Origin of the sequence: Rhodococcus sp. KRD162 (assembly GCF_017168335.1) — a bacterium.
Taxonomy (GTDB): Bacteria; Actinomycetota; Actinomycetes; order Mycobacteriales; family Mycobacteriaceae; genus Rhodococcoides.
This window is the reverse complement of the sequence record NZ_JABFAU010000007.1, coordinates 201,278-221,654: the sequence shown is the minus strand read 5'-3', so window position 1 is coordinate 221,654 and position 20,377 is coordinate 201,278. Positions and strand designations below refer to the sequence as shown.

Here is a 20,377-nt window from a genome sequence, read left to right as displayed (position 1 = left end):
TAACCCTACGAGACAAATCCGCGCCGACAACAGCCGATGTGGCACGGTGTGTGCATGACACAGGGACCAAGCCAGGCAGCGGCGCTGCGCCTCGCGGGACTGCTCACCGGGGCCGGTATTCTTCACTTCGTCACTCCGAAATTCTTCGATACTCAGGTCCCCACAGCGTTGCCGGGCTCGCCGCGCACCTACACCCAGGTCTCGGGCGTCGCCGAGCTGGCCGTGGCCGCGACACTGGCCGTTCCCAGGACACGTCGAGTGGGAGGCGCGCTGGCGGCTGCGCTGTTCGTCCTGGTCTTCCCCGCCAATATCAATCTCGCCTGGAAGTACGTGCAGAGCCCGAAGGCTTCACCGGCACTCAAAGCGGCCATGATCGCCCGCCTCCCGCTGCAGATCCCACTGGTCACCGAGGCTCTGAAGGCTCGTCGGAATGCCCCGTAGATCCTGACGGCTCGGTCGTCCTCGGACCGTCGAGCAGCGCGGCCAACGCTGTGGCGTCCGGCAGGTTCTCAGGCGAGACGGTGCGACCGCTGCGGACGTAGTGGAATGCCGCACGCACCCGGTCGAGTGGCACGGGTTCGGCCCGCCCGATCGACATCAACTCCGCCCACGCCACACGATAGGCCGCGAGTTGCATTGCCACAGCCTGCTCCTCCGACGCTGTCGGCTCGGCACCGGTCTTCCAGTCGACGACGGTCCAGCCGCCGTCGGAGTCTGCGAACACGGCGTCGATGCGTCCGCGCAGCACCGTTCCCGCCACGGATGTCTCGAAGGGCACCTCGACTTCCACCGGGCTGCGCAGCGACCACTTCGAGTCGAGAAATGCCTGTTGCAGGGTCTCGAGGTCGACGTCGGCCGAGGCACCGGTATCGGCCGAGCCCGGCAGCTCGTCGAGATCGAGTAGCCGCGTCGCACCGAACCGTCTTTCGATCCAGGCGTGAAAGGCGGTTCCTCTGCGGGCCAACGGATTCGGAGGGAACGGTAGTGGTCTGCGCAGACGTGACGCCAGGGCATCGGGATCTGCAGCCAAGTCGACCAACTGCGTCACCGAGAGATTGCCCGGCAGGGTGACATCGACTCCCGCGACCGATCTCGCTGCCCGCTCCGCCAGCAGCGTCCGCACATCGGCAGCCCAGTTCTCCGGGTCCTCCTGCGTTCGATCCTGGACGGCCTCGCACTCATCGCTCGGTGCAGCCGAGACATCTTCCAGTGCGCGCAGCACTTCGCGCGCTCCGCTCTCGACTGCGGCCCGCCTCGGGCCGAGCGGATCGCGTGGCCAGGACGCCGTGTGCGGCTCGGCCCCGAGCGGGTTCTGTGCCCCGTCCTCAGGAGCCGGTGCCCAGTGCTCGATCACCGCAGGCGCATCGGCGGATTCGCCGACCTGCCGGTACAACTCGTCGAGAAACTCGGACGGTCCGCGTGGCTTCGTGGACGTCTCGTCCCAGTGGTGGGCCGAAACGAACAGCACCCGTTCGGTGCGGGTGAGTGCCACATAGAACAGTCGCCGGTCCTCGGCGAGCCGACGCCGCGCCAGCGCATCCTTGTGACTCTTGACGGCGTCCTCGAGATCCTTGCGATTGTGGAGTCGGTCGAGTTCGAGAACGGGAACCCCTTCGGAGCCTTCGCCGTCGAGCGCGCGGTCACCGCGCAAGGTCGGCGGCAATTCGGCCAGTGCCCCGAGCCAGGTCGAGGATGCGTTGGATGAGGGAAACACTCCCTTCGCCACGTGTGGGACGGCCACCACCTCCCATTCGAGGCCTTTCGCCGAATGGACGGTGAGCACCTGCACACGATGGGGTGCGACGTCGACCTCTCCGGGGGCAAGGCCGTCCTCGACCGTCTCGGCGGCGGCCAGGAACGACAGGAACCCGGTGACGGTGGCGGTCGGATTGTCGGCGTAATCGGCCACCACATGCGCGAACTCGTCGAGGTGTTCACGGCCGACCGCACCCTCGGTGCTGATCGGCGTGCGCGCCTGCGCTTCGACCCCGATGCCCATGATCCGTTCGATATCGGCGACCAATTCCGTGAGCGGTTGACCGATCCGGTCGCGTAGCAGATGCAGCTCGCCGGCCAGGGCGAGGATCCGGCGATGGCCCGCCTGCGAGTACCGCTCGGCCGGACCGGGATCGGCTATCGCATCGGCCAGTCCGGCCTGCTCCGACTGCTCACCGGGCAGCGCGCTACCGAGCGCCGCCTCGAGTGCCTGCGAGTCGTCGACCCGCCCCGCAGTGCCGTATCCACCGCGGATCTCGAGTTCTCGGGCTCGCTGGGAGAGTGCCCGCAGATCGGTCGGCCCGATCTGCCACCGAGATCCGGTGAGGATGCGCATCGCCGAGCTACCGGCAGTGGGGTCGGCTACCAACCGCAGCATCGCGATGATGTCGGCCACCTCGGGAACATGGAGCAATCCACCGAGCCCGACGACCTCCACCGGCAACCCGCGGCTTCGCAGCATCTCCGCGATGGGCTCGGCGTCGGCGTTTCGGCGTACCAGAACTGCTGCGGTGGGCGGCGGCCGATCCTGCTCGAGGGCTGCGCGGTACTCCCCCGCTATCCGGTCGGCTATCCACTCTCGTTCGCCGAGGACGGTATCGGTGACGGCGAGTCGGATATCACCGTGAACCGCACCGGGCCGGGCCCGCAGCGTCGGCACCGGCACACCGACGCGGCGCAGTGGGTCGGTGATCAGGTTTGCCAGAGTCAGCGCCTCGGGCGGATTTCGCCAGCTGGTGAGCAACTCGAGCCGAGGTGCCGGGCTGCCGTCGGCGCCAGGAAAATCGGTGGCGAACCGAGGCAGGTTCGCAGCCGATGCGCCGCGCCACCCGTAGATCGATTGCATCGGGTCGCCGACGGCGGTCAGGGCCAACTGCGGGTCGGTCCCCGAACCGAACAGAGACGACAGCAGGACGCGTTGGGCATGGCCGGTGTCCTGGTACTCGTCGAGCAACACGAGCCGGAAGCGTTGCCGTTCGGCGATTCCCACCTCGGCATGCTCGGCAGCGACCCGCGCCGCCATCGACATCTGCGAGCCGAAATCCAGCGCTCCCTCGCGCCGTAGAGTCTGCGCCAGCCGTTCCACCAACGGCAACAACCCGATTCTTTGATGCTGGGCGTCGAGGATGTTCAGCAGCTCCTTGGTGGGGCCGCCGCGTTGTCGCGGCCCAGGACCGAGCGTGTGCACCAACTTCTCGAGCTCCACGTGCGCGTGACGCAGTTCCTCGGGGTCGACCAGATGCTCGGCCAATTGACCGGAGAGCGCGAGTACTGCCTCGGTCACCGAGGTGGGGTTGCGGTCGGTGTCCAGATCTCCGTCCCAGGTACTGACGACGCGATGGGCCAGCTGCCACAGTTCGGTTTCCGAGAGCAGCGTCGCGGACGGTTCGATCGGCAACAGCAAGCCGTGCTCGGTGAGCAATCGGCCGGCATAGGAGTGGTAGGTACTCACTTCCGGCTCGGCACCGAGGATGCGCTCGCGAAGCGCCAGACTGGGATCGAGTGCGCGCACCAGATCGGACCCGGCCAGCCGTGCCAGCCGGGCTCTGATCCGAGAGGTCAACTGCTGTGCAGCTTTTCGAGTGAAGGTCAGTCCCAGAACCTGGTCCGGGTCGACGAAACCATTGGCCACCATCCACACCACGCGGGCAGCCATGGTCTCGGTCTTGCCTGCACCTGCACCCGCGACGACGAGCGTCGGGCCGGGCGGCGCTGCGATCACCGCGGCTTGTTCGTCGGTCGGCGGGTGCTTCTGCCCGAGCGCCCGGGCGAGCTCGATCGGCGATACCCGCACCGAGGCGGTCCGTGGCCTCGTCGATGTCGTCACTGCTCGGTCACCTGCCTACCCGTCTCGTGTGCCGGACAACTGGACTTGACCGGGCAATGCCTGCAGCCGTCGTTGATCCGCGCCTCGAACGTGGGTCCCTGCGTTGCCGATGCGGCCTGGTGCACGGTGTCTCGCCACTCCTCGAGTCTCTCCGGCGTCGGCACTTCCTGGACACGCTGCGTCGCCCCGTCCTTGTTGTGGGGCTTGGCAACGAATACCAACCGCGCTCCGCCCGGCTCGCCCGCGGGCTCGCCCTCGATGGCACCTGCTGCCGCGGCAACCTGGTAGGTGGCCAGCTGATGGTGGTTACGGGCATCCTCCTTGGAGAGCACGGTCTTGGCCGTCTTGACATCGATGATCACCGGCCGACCATCGGGATCGTGCTCGAGTCGGTCGATGCGGCCGCGCAACGCCACCGCAGGTTCGTTCTCCGACCGGGCGTCGAGGATGCCGTCGACGCGCACTTCGACTCCGGCCTCGGTGAGCTCGCCTCGACTGCCCTGCAACCAGGCCTCGAAGGTCTCGAGCATCGTCCCGGTTCGGTCGAGCTCGTGCCTCGAATACCACTGCGATCCGAGATCTACTGCATCCCAGGCTGTTTCGAGAGCGCGGCGGAGTCGATCCGGCGGTATCCGACCGGCCACCGCCTGCACGAGAGTGTGCACGAGTGTGCCGGTGACCGCATGGGTGTTCGTGCCGTCGTTGCCGCCGTGACGTTCGAGCATCCAGCGCAGTGGACAGGTGGTGAGCTGTTCCACCGTCGATGGCGACAGCGGAACCGGACCGTCGCCGAGCTGCCACAGCGGCGCGTCGGTGCTCGGCCCTGCCACGCCGAACCACTCGTCGGGATGCGCGCCGCGAACTCCGGCTTCGGCGAGCGTTGCCAGATGCCGCGCTGCTCGGGCTCGCCTGTCCGGATCCTGCTCGGCGACAACCGGATCGCATACGACACTGCGCAGCTCGGCCACCAGCATGGGCAGCGCAAGCACCCGGTGTGCAGCCTCAGGAGCGGGCAGCTCGGGTGCGAGATCCGTTCCCGCTTCGGCGTCGTGGCCGCGCAGTTCGTCCACGAACCGCGACCGGACCAGATCCGCATCCCCGGTACTGGAATCGACGGCGGTGACGAGCAGCGTCGACCGAGCGCGACTGCACGCCACCAGAAAGAGGGTGCGTTCCTCGGCCAGCAACGGCGCGGACTTCGACAGTCGTCCGTCGAGTGCCGCAGCTGCGTCGACTGTGCCGGAGACGAGGTCGACCAGGGTGTCGGTGCCCAGGAGACTGCCGCGTGACCGCAGAGCCGGCCACAGCCCCTCTTGCACGCCGGCAACCGCGACGAGCTCCCATTCCCGACCGGCCGCAGAATGCGCACTCAGCAGCGACACCGCATCGGCTCGTACCGTGGTGCGGTGCGAGTTGAGCGTTGGAATCTCCTGCTGCGCGATGTAATCGAGGAATCCACCGACACTGGCCCGCGGTAACTTGTCCACGTATGCCGCTGCCGCGTCGAACAGCGCGACCACGGCGTCGAGGTCGCGGTCGGCCTGAGCCCCGGCCGAGCCACCCCAGGCGGACGCGCTGGACCAACGCCGCTCGAGTCCCGATGCCTGCCATGCCGCCCACAACACGTCCTCGACACCACGACCGGCGCGGGCGAGCGCTCGTGCCTTCCTGATCACACCGAGGGTTCTGCGCAGCGGGGCCGACTCCACATCCGAGAGTCCGCCGGTCCACCCGGCACTCCCCCGCGTGTCGTCGGTGAGTACGACTCTGAGCAACTCGGCCGAGTCGCGCTCGCCGCCCGATGCGAGCTCGAGCCTGCGCACGCCCCGGCGCAGTCGGCGCAGACCCACCGGGTCGGCTCCACCGATCGGCCCGGAGAGCAGTGCGAGTGCATCCTCACCGTCGAAGCTCGGGTCGGAGATCGCCCGCAAAACCAGCAGGAGACCCACGGCTCCGTGCTGGCGGTGCAGCGGCAGCTCCGAGGTCGGGGTGATCATCGGCACCCCTGCGCCGTGGAGAGCTCGACGCAACGGTGCGAGGGTGCGCGGCACAGACCGAACCACTATCGCCATATCGGACCACGGCATGCCGTCGATCAGGTGGGCCCGGCGCATGGCGTCGGCGATGATCGCTGCCTCTTTCGCAGGCGAGGACACGACGTGCACTCGCGCTGTCGGTTCTCCGAATCGGGCGGTCCCCACCGGTTCGGGACAGCGGTGCCGACCGAGCCCGGGCAGCCGTCCGGCAACGATGTCGGTCAGCTCCGCGACCTCGGGCACGGACCGGTGATTGCGGTCGAGTACGACGCGACGCGGCGAGTCCACCTCGACCAGGTCGGTCACGAAAGTGGGGTCGGCACCTCGGAACGTGAATACGGATTGATCGGGGTCCCCGGCGACGACGGTCGATTCGGTGTCGGTGCCGATCAGCCGGACCAGTTGTGCCGCTTGCGGATCGAGGTGCTGCGCGTCATCGACGACGAGATGGCGAATACGAGCCCGTTCACTGCGTAGCAGTTCGGGATCGGTGGCGAACGCCATCAGCGCGGCACCGATCAGCTCGGCGGCATCGAGACCAGGTGCCGTGGCTCCCGCCGCTTCCACTCCGACGGCACCGCGCAAGAGCATGGCCTGCTCGTACCGAGCGGCGAACCTCCCGACGGCCACCCACTCCGGTCTGCCGTGCTTGCGCCCGAGTTTGACGAGGTCTTCCGGGCCGATCCCGCGTTCGGCCGACCTGAGCATCATGTCTCGCACCGCGGTGACGAATCCTGCGGTGCCCAATGCCGGGCGCAACCGCTCCGGCCAGTCGTGTGCCCCATCCTCGAGATCGCCGCGCAGCATCTCTCGCACCACAGCGTCCTGCTCGGCACCGGTCAGCAATCGCGGCGGCGGATTGCCGTACAGCGAAGCCTGCAGCCGCAGCACTGCGAAGGCATAGGAGTGCACCGTGCGTACCAACGGTTCACGGGTTGCCCGCAACGCATGATCGCCGCTGAAGAGACCTGAGGTGATGACCTCGCGCACCGCGGTTGCGGCCCGTTTGGACTGAGTGAGCACCAGAACCGACTCCGGATCACCGGTGACGATGCGCGAGACCGCGTAATCGGCGACCAGCGAGGTCTTACCCGTTCCGGGGCCACCGATCACCTGCCACGGATTCCACCGCGGAGCCCCTTTCGCGGCCTCCGCTGCCGAGTCGGGCGTCGACGACAGCAGCCGAGCCGCCGCGCCGGTCCACGTGCGCGCGGGCCGAGCCACTTTGGGTGCCCGGACGAGGGTGACCGTCGCGCCGTGTCTGCTGTCCGAGCTCATGACACAGATGCAATCACGAGCCACCGACACCTCGGCCGCCGCCCGGAACAAGGGCGCGGCCCGGTCAGTCGAGCAACCCGTCTCGCAACGCACGCAGGACGGCGCTCGTTCGATCGTTCGCTCCGAGTTTGACGATCACCGAGGACATATGGTTCTTGACGGTTCCTTCGGCGAGATGCAGTACGTCGGCGATGGATCTGTTGGTGTACCCACTTGCCACGAGCCGTAGAACGTCGATCTCACGGGCAGTGAGTGTTTCCGTGACTCCGACGTCGCTGCGGCCGTGCTTCCCGCTCCGAACAGCATCCAGCAGTCGCTCGGTGATGGCAGGTTGAGCCACGGTGCGCCCGGCCGCGAGATCACGGACAGCGCCGCAGAGCCGCTCGAAGCTCACGTCCTTGAGCAAGTAACCCTGAGCGCCTGCACGAAGTGCCCCGAGCACCAACTCGTCGTCGTCGAATGTCGTCAGAACCAAGACGGGAACCCGAATTTCCCTGTCCTGCAATGCCCGAAGCGTCCACAATCCATCGAACCGCGGCATGCGTAGATCGAGCAGGACCACATCGGGAGGATCGAGTTCGATCGACCCGACCGCAGCAGCGCCGTCCTCCGCCTCACCGGTCACCTCGATGTCGGGGTCCAGTTCGAGCAGGCTCCGGATCCCCTGCCTGACCAGAGTGTGGTCATCGACGATCAACACCGTGATCACGGTGCCGGCACCGTGGCATGGACCGCGAATCCGCGATCGACCACGAACGACACCGTGCCGCCCAGTCCTTCGATGCGCTCTCGAATTCCTTGCAGCCCGTGCCCCGGCTCGAATTCGGCCGACGCCCGGCCGTCGTCGCGTACCGAGACCGACAACGCGCCTGCCGGATCTGCGCGTACCTCGATCCACATCTCCTCGGCATTCGCATGACGAATGGTATTGGTGATCAACTCCTGTACGCAGCGGATCACCGCCACCGCGCGAGCGTCGTCGACCCGAATCTCGGAGTCGACCGTCAGATGCACGACCGGTTCGGGTAGCCGAGCGACCAGACCTTCGAGCGATTCGCCCAGCACCGGAGTTCTGCTGCGTACCTCGCCGACGGTCGCCCGAACGTCCCCGAGCAGGTCGCGCGCGATGGATCGGGCTCGAACGACATGTTCGCGCGCAGGTTCGGGGACCTGGTGAGAGGCAACCTCGAGCTCCAAACTCAGTGCGGTGAGCTGGTGGCCGAGAACATCGTGCAACTCTCGCGCGATCCGCAATCGCTCGTCGGCACGGGAGGAATCGTCCAACAACGCACTGGCGGCGCGCAGTTCGGCGTGCGCAACGGCAAGTTCCCGCCGCAAGCGGGCCTGGTGCAGCTGCGCGGTCACCGACAACGCACTGGCCACCTGCAACGCTCCGTAGATCGACATGATCAGGGCGATCTCCGAGACCCGTCCACCCCGGATCGCAACCGACACCCCCACACAACAGGTGTAGACCGCGACTATCACCGCTACCGACGAACCGGTCACCCGATACACGGCGAACGTCGAGGTGAAGACCAGCAGGATCGGCAACCAGCTTGCCGACGGAGCAGTCAGCACCAGAACCGGTACCAGCACCACCTGCGCGGCGAAGCACCCGCGCACGAGACGATCCGGTAACCGGTCTTCCCACCACATACCCACGGTTTGCACCAGGAGAAAAGCCGCGAACAGCACAACCCAGAACCAGCGAGGAACCACGAGACCGTCCGCCATCGACCGATCGAAGACGACGAGAGCGCCCATAGCGACCGCGAGCGCGGACACGAACACTCCGGCCAGAACGTCGGGCTCGAAGCGTCTCATTCTGGCGACCCTATCGCCCGATTCGCCTGCACACCCGTGCCGAAAGTCACGATCGCCATCGGTGACCATCGGCACCTGTGCGCAGGCCACGACGGATCTAGCGTCGAGATCGAGACCATCGAGAAAGGAGCATCGGATGGCAGCGATCGACGTTCGAGACATCACGCAGCGGTATCGGGGGCACACCGCTGTGGCAGGCGTGCACCTCTCGGTCGCCGAAGGCGAGACGCACGGCGTGCTCGGGCGCAACGGTGCGGGTAAGACGACCCTGGTCGAAACCGTTGCGGGCCTTCGTAGACCGAGTTCGGGTGCCGTGCGAATTCTGGGACTCGATCCCTTCACCGACCGCGATCGAGTGCGCGCCGTTCTGGGGGTACAGCTGCAGTCCCACGACCTTCACACCGCCCTCACCGTTGCCGAACTGGTCGATCTGTTCGCCTCGTTCTATCGTCGACCTGCCGATCGAGACGCACTCGTGCGCGCAGTGGGCCTGCACGAGCACCGCCGGGTGCGTTACGAGCGTCTGTCCGGCGGCCAGCAACAACGGTTGTCGGTGGTTCTCGCCCTGATCGGTTCCCCTCGGGTCGTCCTGCTCGACGAGCTCACCACCGGACTCGACCCTGATGCGCGACGCACCGTGTGGCACCTGATCGAGGATCTGCGCGCAGACGGTGTCACCATCCTGCTGGTCAGTCACCACATGGACGAGGTTCACCGCCTGTGCGATCGCATCACCGTCCTCGATCGTGGGTCCGTCGTGGCCACCGGCACACCGGACTCTCTGATCGCCGATGCCGGCCTCGGAGGCGACCATCGGGCCACCCTCGAAGACGCATTCCTGACACTGACGGATCGGAGTTCGGCATGACCGCACACGACATTCACGCTGCACCTCGCCCTGGCCTGCGTGCCACGCGAGCACTCGTCGGGGCCGAGTTGCGCATGGTCACCCGGGACACGGCCGGGCTGATCGTGCCCATCGCCCTCCCGGTTCTCGTACTGGTCATGAACGGAGCCGGTACTTCGGCGGAGATCGTCGGCCCGGGCGAGATGACCGCGTTCGATCGGTTCGTCCTACCGCTTGTCCTGACCATGATCGTCGCCGTCATCGGCATCGTGAACATGCCGAGCTTTCTTGCTCTCTATCGCAAGTCCGGGGTGCTCAAGCGACTGTCGACGACACCGATCGAACCGACGCAGGTGCTGGCCGCACAGGTGATCACCAGCGCCGTCCAAGCGATGCTCGGAATCGGCATCGCCCTGTCGGCTGCGGCCGTGCTCTTCGGAATCACGCCCCCGCACAACCCGATTCTGGTTGCGGCAATTCTGATGCTGGGCGGCGCGGCGATGTATTCGCTGGGGATCGTGGTGGCTGCCCTCGCACCCACCGCGAACTCGGCCGTCGCGATCGGCCTCACCGTGTTCCTGCTTCTCGGTGCCACCGGCGGATTGTTCGGACCGGTCACAGATCTACCGGACCCGGTGATGGCCGTCGGGGAAGTACTACCCTTCGGTGCCACCGTCACTGCGCTGGGGTCTGCCTGGGCCGGAACTGCGGTCGACGCCGCCGGACCGATCGGGCTCGTCGCCACCGTGATCCTCGGGATCGCGTGCGCCGTCCGGTTGTTTCGCTGGTCCTAGGGCGATACGGCATAGTGGTCGACGTGCCCGAGTTGAATCTGCATACGTTCGGACCCGCAGACGGTCCCGAAATCCTGGCCGTCCACGGTGTCACCGGACACGGTGCCCGCTGGTGGGACCTCGCCGAGAACCACCTTCCCGAGGCAAGGATCCTGGCACCCGACCTCATCGGTCACGGGCATTCCCCGTCCACGCCGCCCTGGGACATCGACGCTCAGGTCACCGCTCTGAAAGCCGTTCTCGACGCCCATGCGCGTGGACCGGTTGTCGTCCTCGGCCATTCGTACGGCGGCGCGCTGGCCGTGCACCTCGCTCAGCGATTCCCCGAAGCTGTACGCGCGCTGGTTCTGCTCGATCCCGCGATCGCACTGCCTCCCGAGGAACTGCTCGACATGGCCGAGACGACGGCGAAGTTCCCCGATTACACCGACGCCGACGAAGCGCGATCGGAGAAGATCCACGGGGCCTGGGCCGATGTTCCCACCGCACTGCTCGACCGCGAGATCGTCGATCATCTGGTCCCCGCCGACGGCGGCAAGGTCTCGTGGCGAATGTCGATTCCGGCCATCGTCGCGACGTGGGGCGAGCTGGCTCGTCCGATCGTGGTGCCCGCCGAGAATGTCCCGACGATCGTGGTGCGGGCCATGCGTGTCGACCCTCCCTATGTGACGGACGAGTTCGTCTCGGCGCTGCGCGGCAAGCTCGGCGACAATCTCCGCACGGTGGAACTGGACTGCGATCACATGGTCGGCCAAGCCAAGCCGGTCGAGGTGGCCGATCTGGTGCGATCCGTGCTGTAGATGGCCCCCATCACCGACATCCAGGTAGAGCGGGTGCGCGCGCTCGTGGCGTCCATTCCAGCGGGATTCGTCGCCACCTACGGCGATATCGCCGCCGCTGCGGAGCTGTCCAGTCCGCGCATCGTCGGGTGGATCATGCGCACCGACTCCGCGGACTTGCCCTGGCATCGAGTGCTCGGCGCCAGTGGCAAGCCCGCCCCACACCTGGCAGCACGGCAGCTCGAGACGCTACGCAGCGAAGGCGTGGCGGTGCACGACGGCCGAGTCCCGCTGAAGTCGATTCGTTTCGACTTCGGGGCGCTCCCACCGCTACCTCCCACCGACCATTAACCTCGGAGCATGAACATCAGAGACTCGCTCGGACAGTTCGATCCGCGCCCGACCGCGAAGTACGCGCTGTCGGGCGCGAGCGCCTTCGTCGCCTCGGCCGGTCTCGTGGTGGACGAGGTCTCGGGCACTCGGGTAGCTGGACACATCGACCTGACGGAGGAGCACTTCACCCCGTGGGGTGTCGTTCACGGCGGCGTGTACACCGCCGCCGTGGAGAGTGCTGCGAGCATCGGTGCGAGCGAGGCGGTCAAGGATCGCGGTGAGTTCGCCGTCGGAGTGCACAACGGCACCGATTTCTTGCGCGCAAGCAAGGGTGGACGCGTCGATGTTCTCGCAGAACCGTTGCAGCAGGGTCGCATTCAGCAACTGTGGTTGGTAACCGTCACGGCCACCGACAGCGGCAAGACCATCGCCCGCGGTCAGGTTCGGCTTCAGAACGTGCCCCTGCCGACATGACAGCGCCCAGAACATGACCCGACCGGTGTGCGATGCGATCGTCCTCGCCGGTGGTCGCGGATCGAGAATGTTCGATCCCGGGTATACGAACTCCTCGCACGATGTGGACAAGCCGGCCATGACGGTCGGCGGACGACGCATGGTCGACATCGCCTTGGATGCAGTATCGAATTGCCGCAGAACGGTGTTGGTGGGACCGGCGCGCGACGGAGTGCCCGAGCACGTGTTTCAGACCCGCGAGACCCCCGCAGGGGGTGGGCCCGTCGCGGCCCTTGCCGCCGCACTGCGATTGCTCGACGGCACAGCGGATCTGGTAACGGTCATCGCGTCGGACATTCCGCGTCTCGACGCAGACGCCGTCACGTCGTTGATCACATCGCTGCAGCACACGCAGTCCGACGCCGTCTACGCCCGCGACGGTGCGGGCCGCACCCAATTCCTGCTCGGCGTCTGGCGGTACGCCGCATTGAAGTCCGCTGTAGCACAGTTGGATTCAACGCAGGGCGCTTCGATGCGAAGAATCGTCCCGGTCGATCATCTGGTCATCGATCTACCCGGAATCGAAGACTGCGACACCCCCGCCGATCTTCTCGCCGCCCGCCTCGCCGTACAGCCCTCGGAGACACTCGACGTCGCCGACGCACTCGATCGCATCCGACACCACATCACCGCTCTTGCGACCCGTCGTGTTCGGTTACTCGACAGTGCCGGAAGTGTTCTCGCGGAACCTCTGGTGGCCGTGACAGCATTGCCTGCCGTCGACATTTCCGCGATGGACGGCTATGCCGTATGCGGCACCGAACCGTGGACGCTGCGTCCCGACATCGCGTACGCGGGAAGCGCAGATATCGCTGCGCTCACCGAGGGAACCGCGGTGCGCATCGCAACCGGAGCGGCGGTTCCACCCGGATCCACGTCGGTGGTACGTGACGAGCGCGTGACCGGTGGTTCGGACGGTGTGCTGCGCCGCCTGCCGACGGCACCCGAGGCCGACGACACGCGTCGACGCGGCGAGGAGTGGCTACCTGGGGCGGAACTGGTGAGCGCGGGCACCCCGGTCGATGCTGCGGTACGGTCGCTGGCGGCCAGCGCGGAGATCACCGACATCGCAGTACGCGGACCCGTTCGCGGCCGAGTTGTGATCAGTGGCAATGAAATTCGATCGACGGGCCCGCTCGCCCCCGGCGAGACCCGGGACGTTCTCGGCTCGGTTCTTCCGGAGTATCTGGCGCACTGCGGCATCGACACGATCGATGTGACACTGCTCGACGACTCGGCGACGGGATTCAGGGACGCCCTGACCCGAACGCAGGACGTCGATGTCGTCGTCGTCGTCGGAGCGACCGGCGGTGGCGCAGCCGACCAACTGCGCTCCACACTGGCCGCGCTCGACGCGCACTCCATCGTCGGCCGAGTGCGGGTACGTCCCGGCGGTTCCCAGATCACCGCGGTACTGCCCGACGGCACCGTGGTGCTCGGCCTCCCCGGTAATCCGCTCGCGGCCGTCAGCACTGCCCTGCTGACGGCACCGTCGATCGTCGACGCTCTGACCAGTCGGACGGTGCGCCCTCCTCAGCTCGGGTTGTTGTCCAATGCCGCCGATGTTCGATCTGCGGTCCCGCGCCTCGTCCCCGTCACCGCGGTCGGCACCCGCTTTCGAGCCGACACCACGGTTCGCACCGCACATCTGGCCCATCTGGTCGGCCGCGATGCGCTTGCCCTGATTCCAGCGCAGATCAGCGACGACGAACCGGCGATAATTCTTCCGTTGCCACACCGATAGATCCACCGAGCGATCGAACGCCCTCGCGGTAGCGCGAGACGACCAGATCGACGACCGAGGAATGCACTCCGAGCGGATCACCGACGCCATCGGCACCTGCATCGGCCAACCGGGTGTGAAAGAGCCCGCGCGCCAACAGATACGAGGCCACGAACACACGTGCGTGCCCGGCTTCGCGCAGTGTGGCCACCGCGTCGGACACGGTGGGGACACTGGTGGCGACGTAGCCGACGCGTACCGGGACCCCGGCGAGGTCGGTCAACATCTCGACCGCACGCCGGTGTTCGTCCAGTGCACGAGCATCGGAAGAGCCTGCCGCTGCGAGCACGACGGCGTCACCCGCCTGCCAGCCTGCATCGCGTAGCCGGTCGATCATGACCTCTGCCAGCACGGGGTCCGGTCCCAGAGCGCGGGTGACCGCGACCGAGGTGTGGGCGCTGTCGGCGATCTCCCTCGGCACATCGGTGTGAACGTGATACCCCGATGCCAGGAATGCGGGCACCACTACTGCCGACTCGGGGGTGCCGCGCAGCACCTCGGCCGGGGACGGTCCGAGTACGTCGACGAAAGCCACTCGCGTGGTGCCGATCCGAGTGGACACGGCATCGGCGAGTGCTGCGACCATCTCGACGCCACGGGGGTTTCGGGTGCCGTGTGCGACCAACACCAAGGTCGGTGTCATCAGTACTTTCCCCCGTCTACGGCGGCCACCCGTGGCTCCAATACTCCTGCGTCGCATGTCGATTCGGTCTCGACATGATCGAGGGCGATGCGATAGCCCCGCTTGACCACGGTCTGGATTGCTTTCGGAGCACCGAGTGAGGATCGAAGTCTGGTCATCGCGGTTTCCACCGCATGGGTATCGCCCCCGCCGCCGGGCAACGAGGCGAGCAGATCCTCCCGAGAGACGACACGTCCGGGGTTGCGGGCGAGCGTCTTCATCAACGCCATGCCTGCCGGAGACACCGGTCGCACCTCATCGTCGACCACGACGCAGCGGCCACGAACACTGACCACGTGACCTCCTGCATGCAGCCGCCCGGTTCGGCGCGGCAGTTCCTCGGCGATATGCCGCGCCAGGGCACCCAAGCGCGCCCGCGCGGGCTGCGTGGTGGTGACGTTCAATTGCTCGAGGGGAGCAGCCGTCACCGGCCCCACACAGACCGGAAGCACTCTCGATCGCATCGATTGCAGCAGGGGTTCGAGGACGCCGTTCTCGTCGGCACGCATCAGCATCGACGCCACCGCAGGCGCAGAGGTGAAGCTGAGCGCGTCGAGATCGCCGATGATCACCGATTCGATCATCCGATCCATCGGACTCTGATCGTCCGGGGCCGTCCAGCGGTACACCGGCACCGGAACCACCTCGGCTCCGGCGCAGCGCAGTACCTCGCAGAAGTCGGGGATGGGCTCCCATTCGGTGGTCGCGCCGTGTAGTTGCACCGCGATGCGCTTGCCCTCGATCCCCTCGGCAAGGAGATGTTCGAGTACTTCCGCCGAGGACTCGGAGGCAGGCGACCATTCCTCGCGCAGGTCGGCCGCCCGGATCGCCCCTTTCGCCTTGGGCCCACGAGCGAGCACCCGGGACGCACCGAGTGCGCGGCCGAGGTCTTCCACCTTGCCCCAGCCGTCTGCCGCCTCCATCCAGCCTCGAAATCCTATTCCTGTTGTTGCAACAGTGATTTCGGGTGGATCGGCGATGACGGCGGCAGTGACGCGTTCCAACTCGGCATCGTCGGCGAGCGGGATGATGCGGATTGCGGGTGCATGCATCACCGTTGCGCCCCGCCGCTCGAGTAGAGTCGCGAACTCCTCGGCCCGGCGGGAGGCGGTGATTCCCACGGTGAACCCGGCCAGAGGCGTTCCCGCCCCGGCGATTTCACTCACGTAGAGCCACCGCGGACGAGCACGACGCGGCCCTGGCAGGAGACCTCGAAGGATCCCAGCGTGACCTCGGGGTCGTCGAGACAACGCCCGTCCGCCAAGGAGAAGACCTGTTTGAGCAACGGCGATGCCACCGTTGGCTCGCCCCCACGATCACCCACCAAGCCGCGCGACATCACGGCCGCGCGACCGTACGGATCGATGTTGCCCACCGCGAACAGCCGTCCGTCGTCGAGCAGAAACAGCGCCGCCTGGGTACCGCCTCGCAGTAGCACGGCAACTCCCCGACCCGGGATCAGGGCGTCGAGCGTGCAGGCCGGGGTCCAATCATGAGCTACGTCGTTCGGTACTGCTGTGTGTGAGTCGATGACAGTCATGGCGTACCTCCTGGTCAGCTATTCCACGTTGCCGTTGTTTCTGGCCCGTTAAGTGGTGATTACTCGCCTGTGCACATGCACTCAGTGTCGTGACCGGTCGATTGTCAGAATCTGTCGGCCTACGAGCCGACTCGAGGCATGCCCATCAGCACCGGCACCTTGCGTGCCCCCGATTCGTCGAACGCGATGGTGGGGTCGGCCTCGCCCGGTGCGTTGACGAACGAGACGAAGCGACCGAGCTTGTTCTCGTCCTCGAGCACCCCTGCCCATTCGTCCTTGTACCCGGCGACGTGACGAGCCATGTCGGCTTCCAGTTCTGCGCCGATGCCGAGGCTGTCCTCGCACACGACCGCTCTGAGATGATCGAGTCCCCCGTCGAGCGACTCGAGCCACGGCGCGGTGCGCTGCAATCGGTCTGCAGTGCGCACGTAGAACATGAGGTAGCGGTCGATGTAACTCACCAACGTGGCATCGTCGAGGTTCGAGGCGAGCAACTGAGCATGCTTGGGTGATTGGCCGCCGTTGCCGCCGACGTAGAGGTTCCAGCCGCCCTCGGTGGCAATGATTCCGACGTCCTTGCCTCGGGCCTCGGCGCACTCACGTGCACAGCCGGAGACGCCGAACTTGATCTTGTGCGGCGACCGCAGACCCCGGTATCGGTTCTCCAGGTCGACGGCCATTCCCACCGAATCCTGGACGCCGTAGCGGCACCAGGTGGATCCGACACAGCTCTTGACGGTCCGCAGCGACTTCCCGTACGCCTGACCCGATTCCATTCCGGCGTCGACCAGACGTTTCCAAATTGCAGGCAGTTGCTCGACGCGGGCACCGAACATGTCGATGCGCTGGCCTCCGGTCACCTTGGTGTACAGACCGAAGTCGCGAGCGACCTCACCGATCACGATGAGCTGCTCGGGGGTGCATTCGCCGCCGGGCATTCTCGGCACCACCGAGTACGTGCCGTTCTTCTGGATGTTGGCCAGGAAGTGATCGTTGGTGTCCTGCAGCGATGCCTGTTCGCCGTCGAGGATGTGATCGGAGGACGTCGATGCGAGGATCGATGCCACGACGGGCTTGCAGATGTCGCACCCCTTTCCCGTGCCGTACTTGGCGATCAATCCGGAGAAGGTGCGGGTGTTCGTGGCCCGAACGATCTCGTACAGCTCGGCCCGGGACTGAACGAAGTGCTCGCACAACGACTTCGAGAGCACCACTCCCGATGCCGCCAGCAGCGACTTGATCGACGGCAGGCAGCCGCCGCAGGTGGTGCCCGCGGTGGTGCAGCTCTTCACGGTCGCCAGATCACAGGCTCCCTCGTCGATCGCCGAGCAGATCGCCCCCTTGCTCACCCCGTTGCAGGAGCAGATCTCGGCGTCGTCGGGCAGCGCACCGATACCGACCTGTTCGGCTGCCGGTGAGATCAGAGCACCCGGGTCGCCGGGCAACTCGCGTCCCACCAGCGGCCGAAGCAGCGAGTACGCCGACGCATCACCGACAAGGATTCCGCCGAGCAGGGTCTTCGCGTCGTCCGTCACCACGAGCTTGGCGTACGTGCCCTTGGGAGCGTCGCTGAACACCACCTCGAGCGCCCCGGGCGTAGCCCCCATCGCGTCGCCGAAGCTCGCCACGTCGACACCCATGAGCTTGAGTTTGGTGGACATGTCGGCACCCGGGAACTGCGCTGCGCCGCCGAGCAACCTGTCGGCCACCACCTCGGCGGTGGAGTATCCGGGCGCGACCAGGCCGTAGCACCGACCTTCGACCGCGGCGCATTCACCGATCGCGTAGACGGCGGGATCGGCTGTACTGCAGCCGATATCGACCATGATTCCGCCCCGCTCACCGATCTCGAGTCCGCTCTCGCGGGCGAGCCGGTCCTGCGGTCTGACCCCTGCGGAGAACACGAGCAATGCTGCCTCGATCGTGGTCCCATCACTCAACTCGACCGTCAGGGCACCGTCACTGTTCTCGACGATCGAGGACGTGCCCACTCCCACATGGACATTCAGTCCCAGCTCGGTGACCAGACGTGCCAGAAGCGCGCCACCGCCCTCGTCCACCTGCAGTGGCATCAGCCGTGGGGCGAACTCGATGACATGGGGCGTCATCCCCATCTTCTTCAGCGCATTCGCAGCTTCCAAACCCAGCAATCCACCGCCGACCACCACACCGACGGCACCCGGTCCCGCGGCATCGGCGCGGGCCCGGATCTTGTCGAGGTCGTCGAGGGTGCGGTACACGAAGCACGCGGGCAGATCGTGTCCGGTGATCGGGGGCACGAACGGGTAGGAACCGGTGGCGAGGACGAGCGCGTCGTAGCCGACCGAGTCGCCCGCCGAGGTCACGACGATGCGGTGGTCACGGTCGATGCGATCGGCCCGCACGCCGGTGCGCATCTCGACGAGTGCGTCATCAGGATAGTTGTTGCCGGCCAGCGCCAGTTCTGTGTGGTCCCAGGCACCGACGTAGGACGACAGACCCACCCGGTCGTAGGCCGGTAGCGGCTCTTCGCAGAGCACCGTGACCTTCCACTCGGCCGCCTCGTCACGCGCGCGCAACGCTTCGACGAAGCGATGCCCGACCATTCCGTGGCCTACTACTACCGCGTTCTTCATTGCCGGTCCTTCCGAATTCGCGTTTCCGCGCAGAGCTTCTCGATTGCTCCTACGACGGTCGCGGCCGTGCTGGCGGACCGCTGCGAGGAAGACTGGTCGACTCTGGACTCCTGATCGGTGTGTGAACCGAACCTAGGAAAGTCATGTTGCCGCGACGCTGCCCGCAGTGACTCGGAAGATTAACTTGCTCTCACGCCGCCGCGGGGACCGGCGTGAGATGCGGCGTCACCAGGTGTCTTCGAGCATCCTCGGACGACAGCACAGATAACCTCCGAGGAGGAGGATTGCCACACATCCGGTGAGCGAGAACAGCGGCAGGCCCCATCCGCCGGAGCGGGTGTGCAAGAGCCCGAACAGGACGGGGCCGGTGGAGGAGACCACATAGCCCAGGCCCTGGGTGAATCCCGACAGCGAGGACGAGCCTGCAGGCGTGCGGGTTCTGAGGTTGATCAGGGTCAGCGACATCGGAAAGGTCATCGTGCCGAGCCCGATCAGGCACACCCACACCACCGTCCCCGCGGACGGCGACCAGTGCAGGCCGCCGAAGCCGCCGAGGTAGCACAGTGCGGCGAGCACGACGAGCCCGAACGGATTGCGCATTTTCGCGCAGAGGGTCGGAGTGGCCAGCGAGGTGACCAAGCCCATTGCGCCGAAGGCGGCGACCGAGGCCCCCGCCAACCCTTCGCCGATGCCCGAGTCGACCAGCAACGTCGGGAGCCAGGTCAGCATGGAGTACGTGATCAGCGACGTCATCGCGAACATCATGACCATCCCCCACGCCAGGGTGGACCGATGAATCCGCCCACCGGATGTGGAGTGCACGGCGGCCGAACCCGCCTCGGCCGAGACGTCCTTCTCATCGTGCCCACGTCGGGCGATCACGACGCCGAGCCACGGCAGTGCGGCGGCGACGCCGACGATCGCCCACATTCCTATCGACAGTCGCCAGCCGTGGGCATCCGCGACCGGGACCGCCAGCAGGGGCGGAACCATCGTACTGATCTGCAGCACACAGATGTAGATGGTGCTGACCACTGCCAGTCGGTCCGAGAAGTACCGCTTCACCAGCGGGGGGATCACGACGTTTCCGATACCCATGCCTGCCAGGGCGATCGCGGACAGTGCGAGCAAGGATGCAGTTCCGGGCGCGAAAGCCCGAGTCGCCATGCCCACGGTCGTCAGCGTCATCGCGAGCAGAGCTGCTCGTTCGAGGCCGGTGCGCTTGGCGAGGAACGGCGTGGCCAGGCCGAACACCGCGAACATCGCCGGAGGCAGCATCCCGGTGATTCCGATGACGGTGTCGCCGAAGTGCAGATCCGTGGCGATCCTGCCGAACAGCGGGCTGATGGACGTGACAGCAGCGCGCAGGGTGAGCGCCGAGAGAACGATGGCCGCGAACACCAGAAGACGGCCCCGGACGATCGACACGGCGGTGGGGGTCGTTTCGGACACGGCAGAGGCACTCACCCGATAATCATAGGATGACCGGATCATCGGGTGCAACGACGTATCATCGACGACGGACCA

Annotated in this window: 16 protein-coding genes; 7 read left to right on the top strand and 9 right to left on the bottom strand. The window is 66.6% G+C overall.

Annotated elements, in window-relative coordinates; translation table 11 throughout:
- The first annotated feature begins 54 nt into the window (after nt 1-54).
- Nucleotides 55-441: a hypothetical protein gene (locus tag J1M87_RS12715; protein WP_206489871.1), complete on the top strand. Its 387-nt coding sequence runs from the start codon at nt 55-57 to the stop codon at nt 439-441.
- Here the strand turns inward: J1M87_RS12715 and J1M87_RS12710 are convergent.
- From J1M87_RS12710 to J1M87_RS12695, 4 genes are all read right to left on the bottom strand, one after another.
- Nucleotides 404-3,823: an ATP-dependent DNA helicase gene (locus J1M87_RS12710; RefSeq protein ID WP_206489870.1), complete on the bottom strand. Its 3,420-nt coding sequence runs from the start codon at nt 3,821-3,823 to the stop codon at nt 404-406. The genes J1M87_RS12715 and J1M87_RS12710 overlap by 38 nt on opposite strands.
- Nucleotides 3,820-7,137 carry an ATP-dependent DNA helicase gene (locus J1M87_RS12705; RefSeq protein ID WP_206489869.1) on the bottom strand — a complete coding sequence of 1,106 codons (3,318 nt, stop codon included), beginning with the start codon at nt 7,135-7,137 and terminating at the stop codon, nt 3,820-3,822. The genes J1M87_RS12710 and J1M87_RS12705 overlap by 4 nt, the downstream gene beginning before the upstream one ends.
- Nucleotides 7,138-7,201: 64 nt before the next feature.
- Entirely contained in the window at nt 7,202-7,837 is a 636-nt protein-coding gene (locus J1M87_RS12700; RefSeq protein ID WP_307830801.1) for a response regulator transcription factor, read from the bottom strand.
- A 5-nt stretch (nt 7,838-7,842) separates the two neighbouring features.
- Nucleotides 7,843-8,964 (bottom strand): sensor histidine kinase, encoded by a 1,122-nt coding sequence (locus J1M87_RS12695; RefSeq protein ID WP_206489867.1) that lies wholly within the window; start codon nt 8,962-8,964, stop codon nt 7,843-7,845.
- 136 nt (nt 8,965-9,100) lie between these two features.
- Between J1M87_RS12695 and J1M87_RS12690 the strand changes: the two genes are divergently transcribed.
- The 6 genes from J1M87_RS12690 to J1M87_RS12665 are packed head-to-tail and all read left to right on the top strand — an operon-like array spanning nt 9,101 to nt 13,974.
- Entirely contained in the window at nt 9,101-9,832 is a 732-nt protein-coding gene (locus J1M87_RS12690) for an ABC transporter ATP-binding protein (protein WP_206489866.1), read from the top strand.
- Nucleotides 9,829-10,605: an ABC transporter permease gene (locus J1M87_RS12685; RefSeq protein WP_206489865.1), complete on the top strand. Its 777-nt coding sequence runs from the start codon at nt 9,829-9,831 to the stop codon at nt 10,603-10,605. Before J1M87_RS12690 ends, J1M87_RS12685 begins: the two co-directional genes overlap by 4 nt.
- A gap of 23 nt (nt 10,606-10,628) precedes the next feature.
- Nucleotides 10,629-11,405, top strand: coding sequence for an alpha/beta fold hydrolase (locus J1M87_RS12680; protein WP_307830800.1), 777 nt, complete (start codon nt 10,629-10,631; stop codon nt 11,403-11,405).
- The gene (locus tag J1M87_RS12675; RefSeq protein ID WP_206489864.1) at nt 11,406-11,735 is read left to right on the top strand and encodes an MGMT family protein; all 330 of its coding nucleotides are present in this window, start codon (nt 11,406-11,408) and stop codon (nt 11,733-11,735) included. It abuts the gene before it with no gap.
- A gap of 9 nt (nt 11,736-11,744) precedes the next feature.
- Nucleotides 11,745-12,191, top strand: coding sequence for a PaaI family thioesterase (locus J1M87_RS12670; protein WP_241256820.1), 447 nt, complete (start codon nt 11,745-11,747; stop codon nt 12,189-12,191).
- Nucleotides 12,192-12,204: 13 nt separating this feature from the next.
- On the top strand, nt 12,205-13,974 hold the full coding sequence (locus J1M87_RS12665; RefSeq protein ID WP_206489863.1) for an NTP transferase domain-containing protein: 1,770 nt from the start codon (nt 12,205-12,207) through the stop codon (nt 13,972-13,974).
- Here the strand turns inward: J1M87_RS12665 and J1M87_RS12660 are convergent.
- The 5 genes from J1M87_RS12660 to J1M87_RS12640 form a co-directional block, all read right to left on the bottom strand.
- Nucleotides 13,928-14,656 carry a sirohydrochlorin chelatase gene (locus J1M87_RS12660; RefSeq protein ID WP_206489862.1) on the bottom strand — a complete coding sequence of 243 codons (729 nt, stop codon included), beginning with the start codon at nt 14,654-14,656 and terminating at the stop codon, nt 13,928-13,930. The genes J1M87_RS12665 and J1M87_RS12660 overlap by 47 nt on opposite strands.
- The gene (locus J1M87_RS12655; protein WP_206489861.1) at nt 14,656-15,861 is read right to left on the bottom strand and encodes a uroporphyrinogen-III synthase; all 1,206 of its coding nucleotides are present in this window, start codon (nt 15,859-15,861) and stop codon (nt 14,656-14,658) included. The genes J1M87_RS12660 and J1M87_RS12655 overlap by 1 nt, the downstream gene beginning before the upstream one ends.
- On the bottom strand, nt 15,858-16,235 hold the full coding sequence (gene nirD, locus J1M87_RS12650; RefSeq protein WP_206489860.1) for a nitrite reductase small subunit NirD: 378 nt from the start codon (nt 16,233-16,235) through the stop codon (nt 15,858-15,860). The genes J1M87_RS12655 and nirD overlap by 4 nt, the downstream gene beginning before the upstream one ends.
- Nucleotides 16,236-16,354: 119 nt before the next feature.
- On the bottom strand, nt 16,355-18,850 hold the full coding sequence (gene nirB, locus J1M87_RS12645) for a nitrite reductase large subunit NirB (protein ID WP_206489859.1): 2,496 nt from the start codon (nt 18,848-18,850) through the stop codon (nt 16,355-16,357).
- 225 nt (nt 18,851-19,075) lie between these two features.
- Nucleotides 19,076-20,317, bottom strand: coding sequence for an MFS transporter (locus J1M87_RS12640; RefSeq protein WP_206489858.1), 1,242 nt, complete (start codon nt 20,315-20,317; stop codon nt 19,076-19,078).
- Nucleotides 20,318-20,377 lie beyond the last annotated feature (60 nt).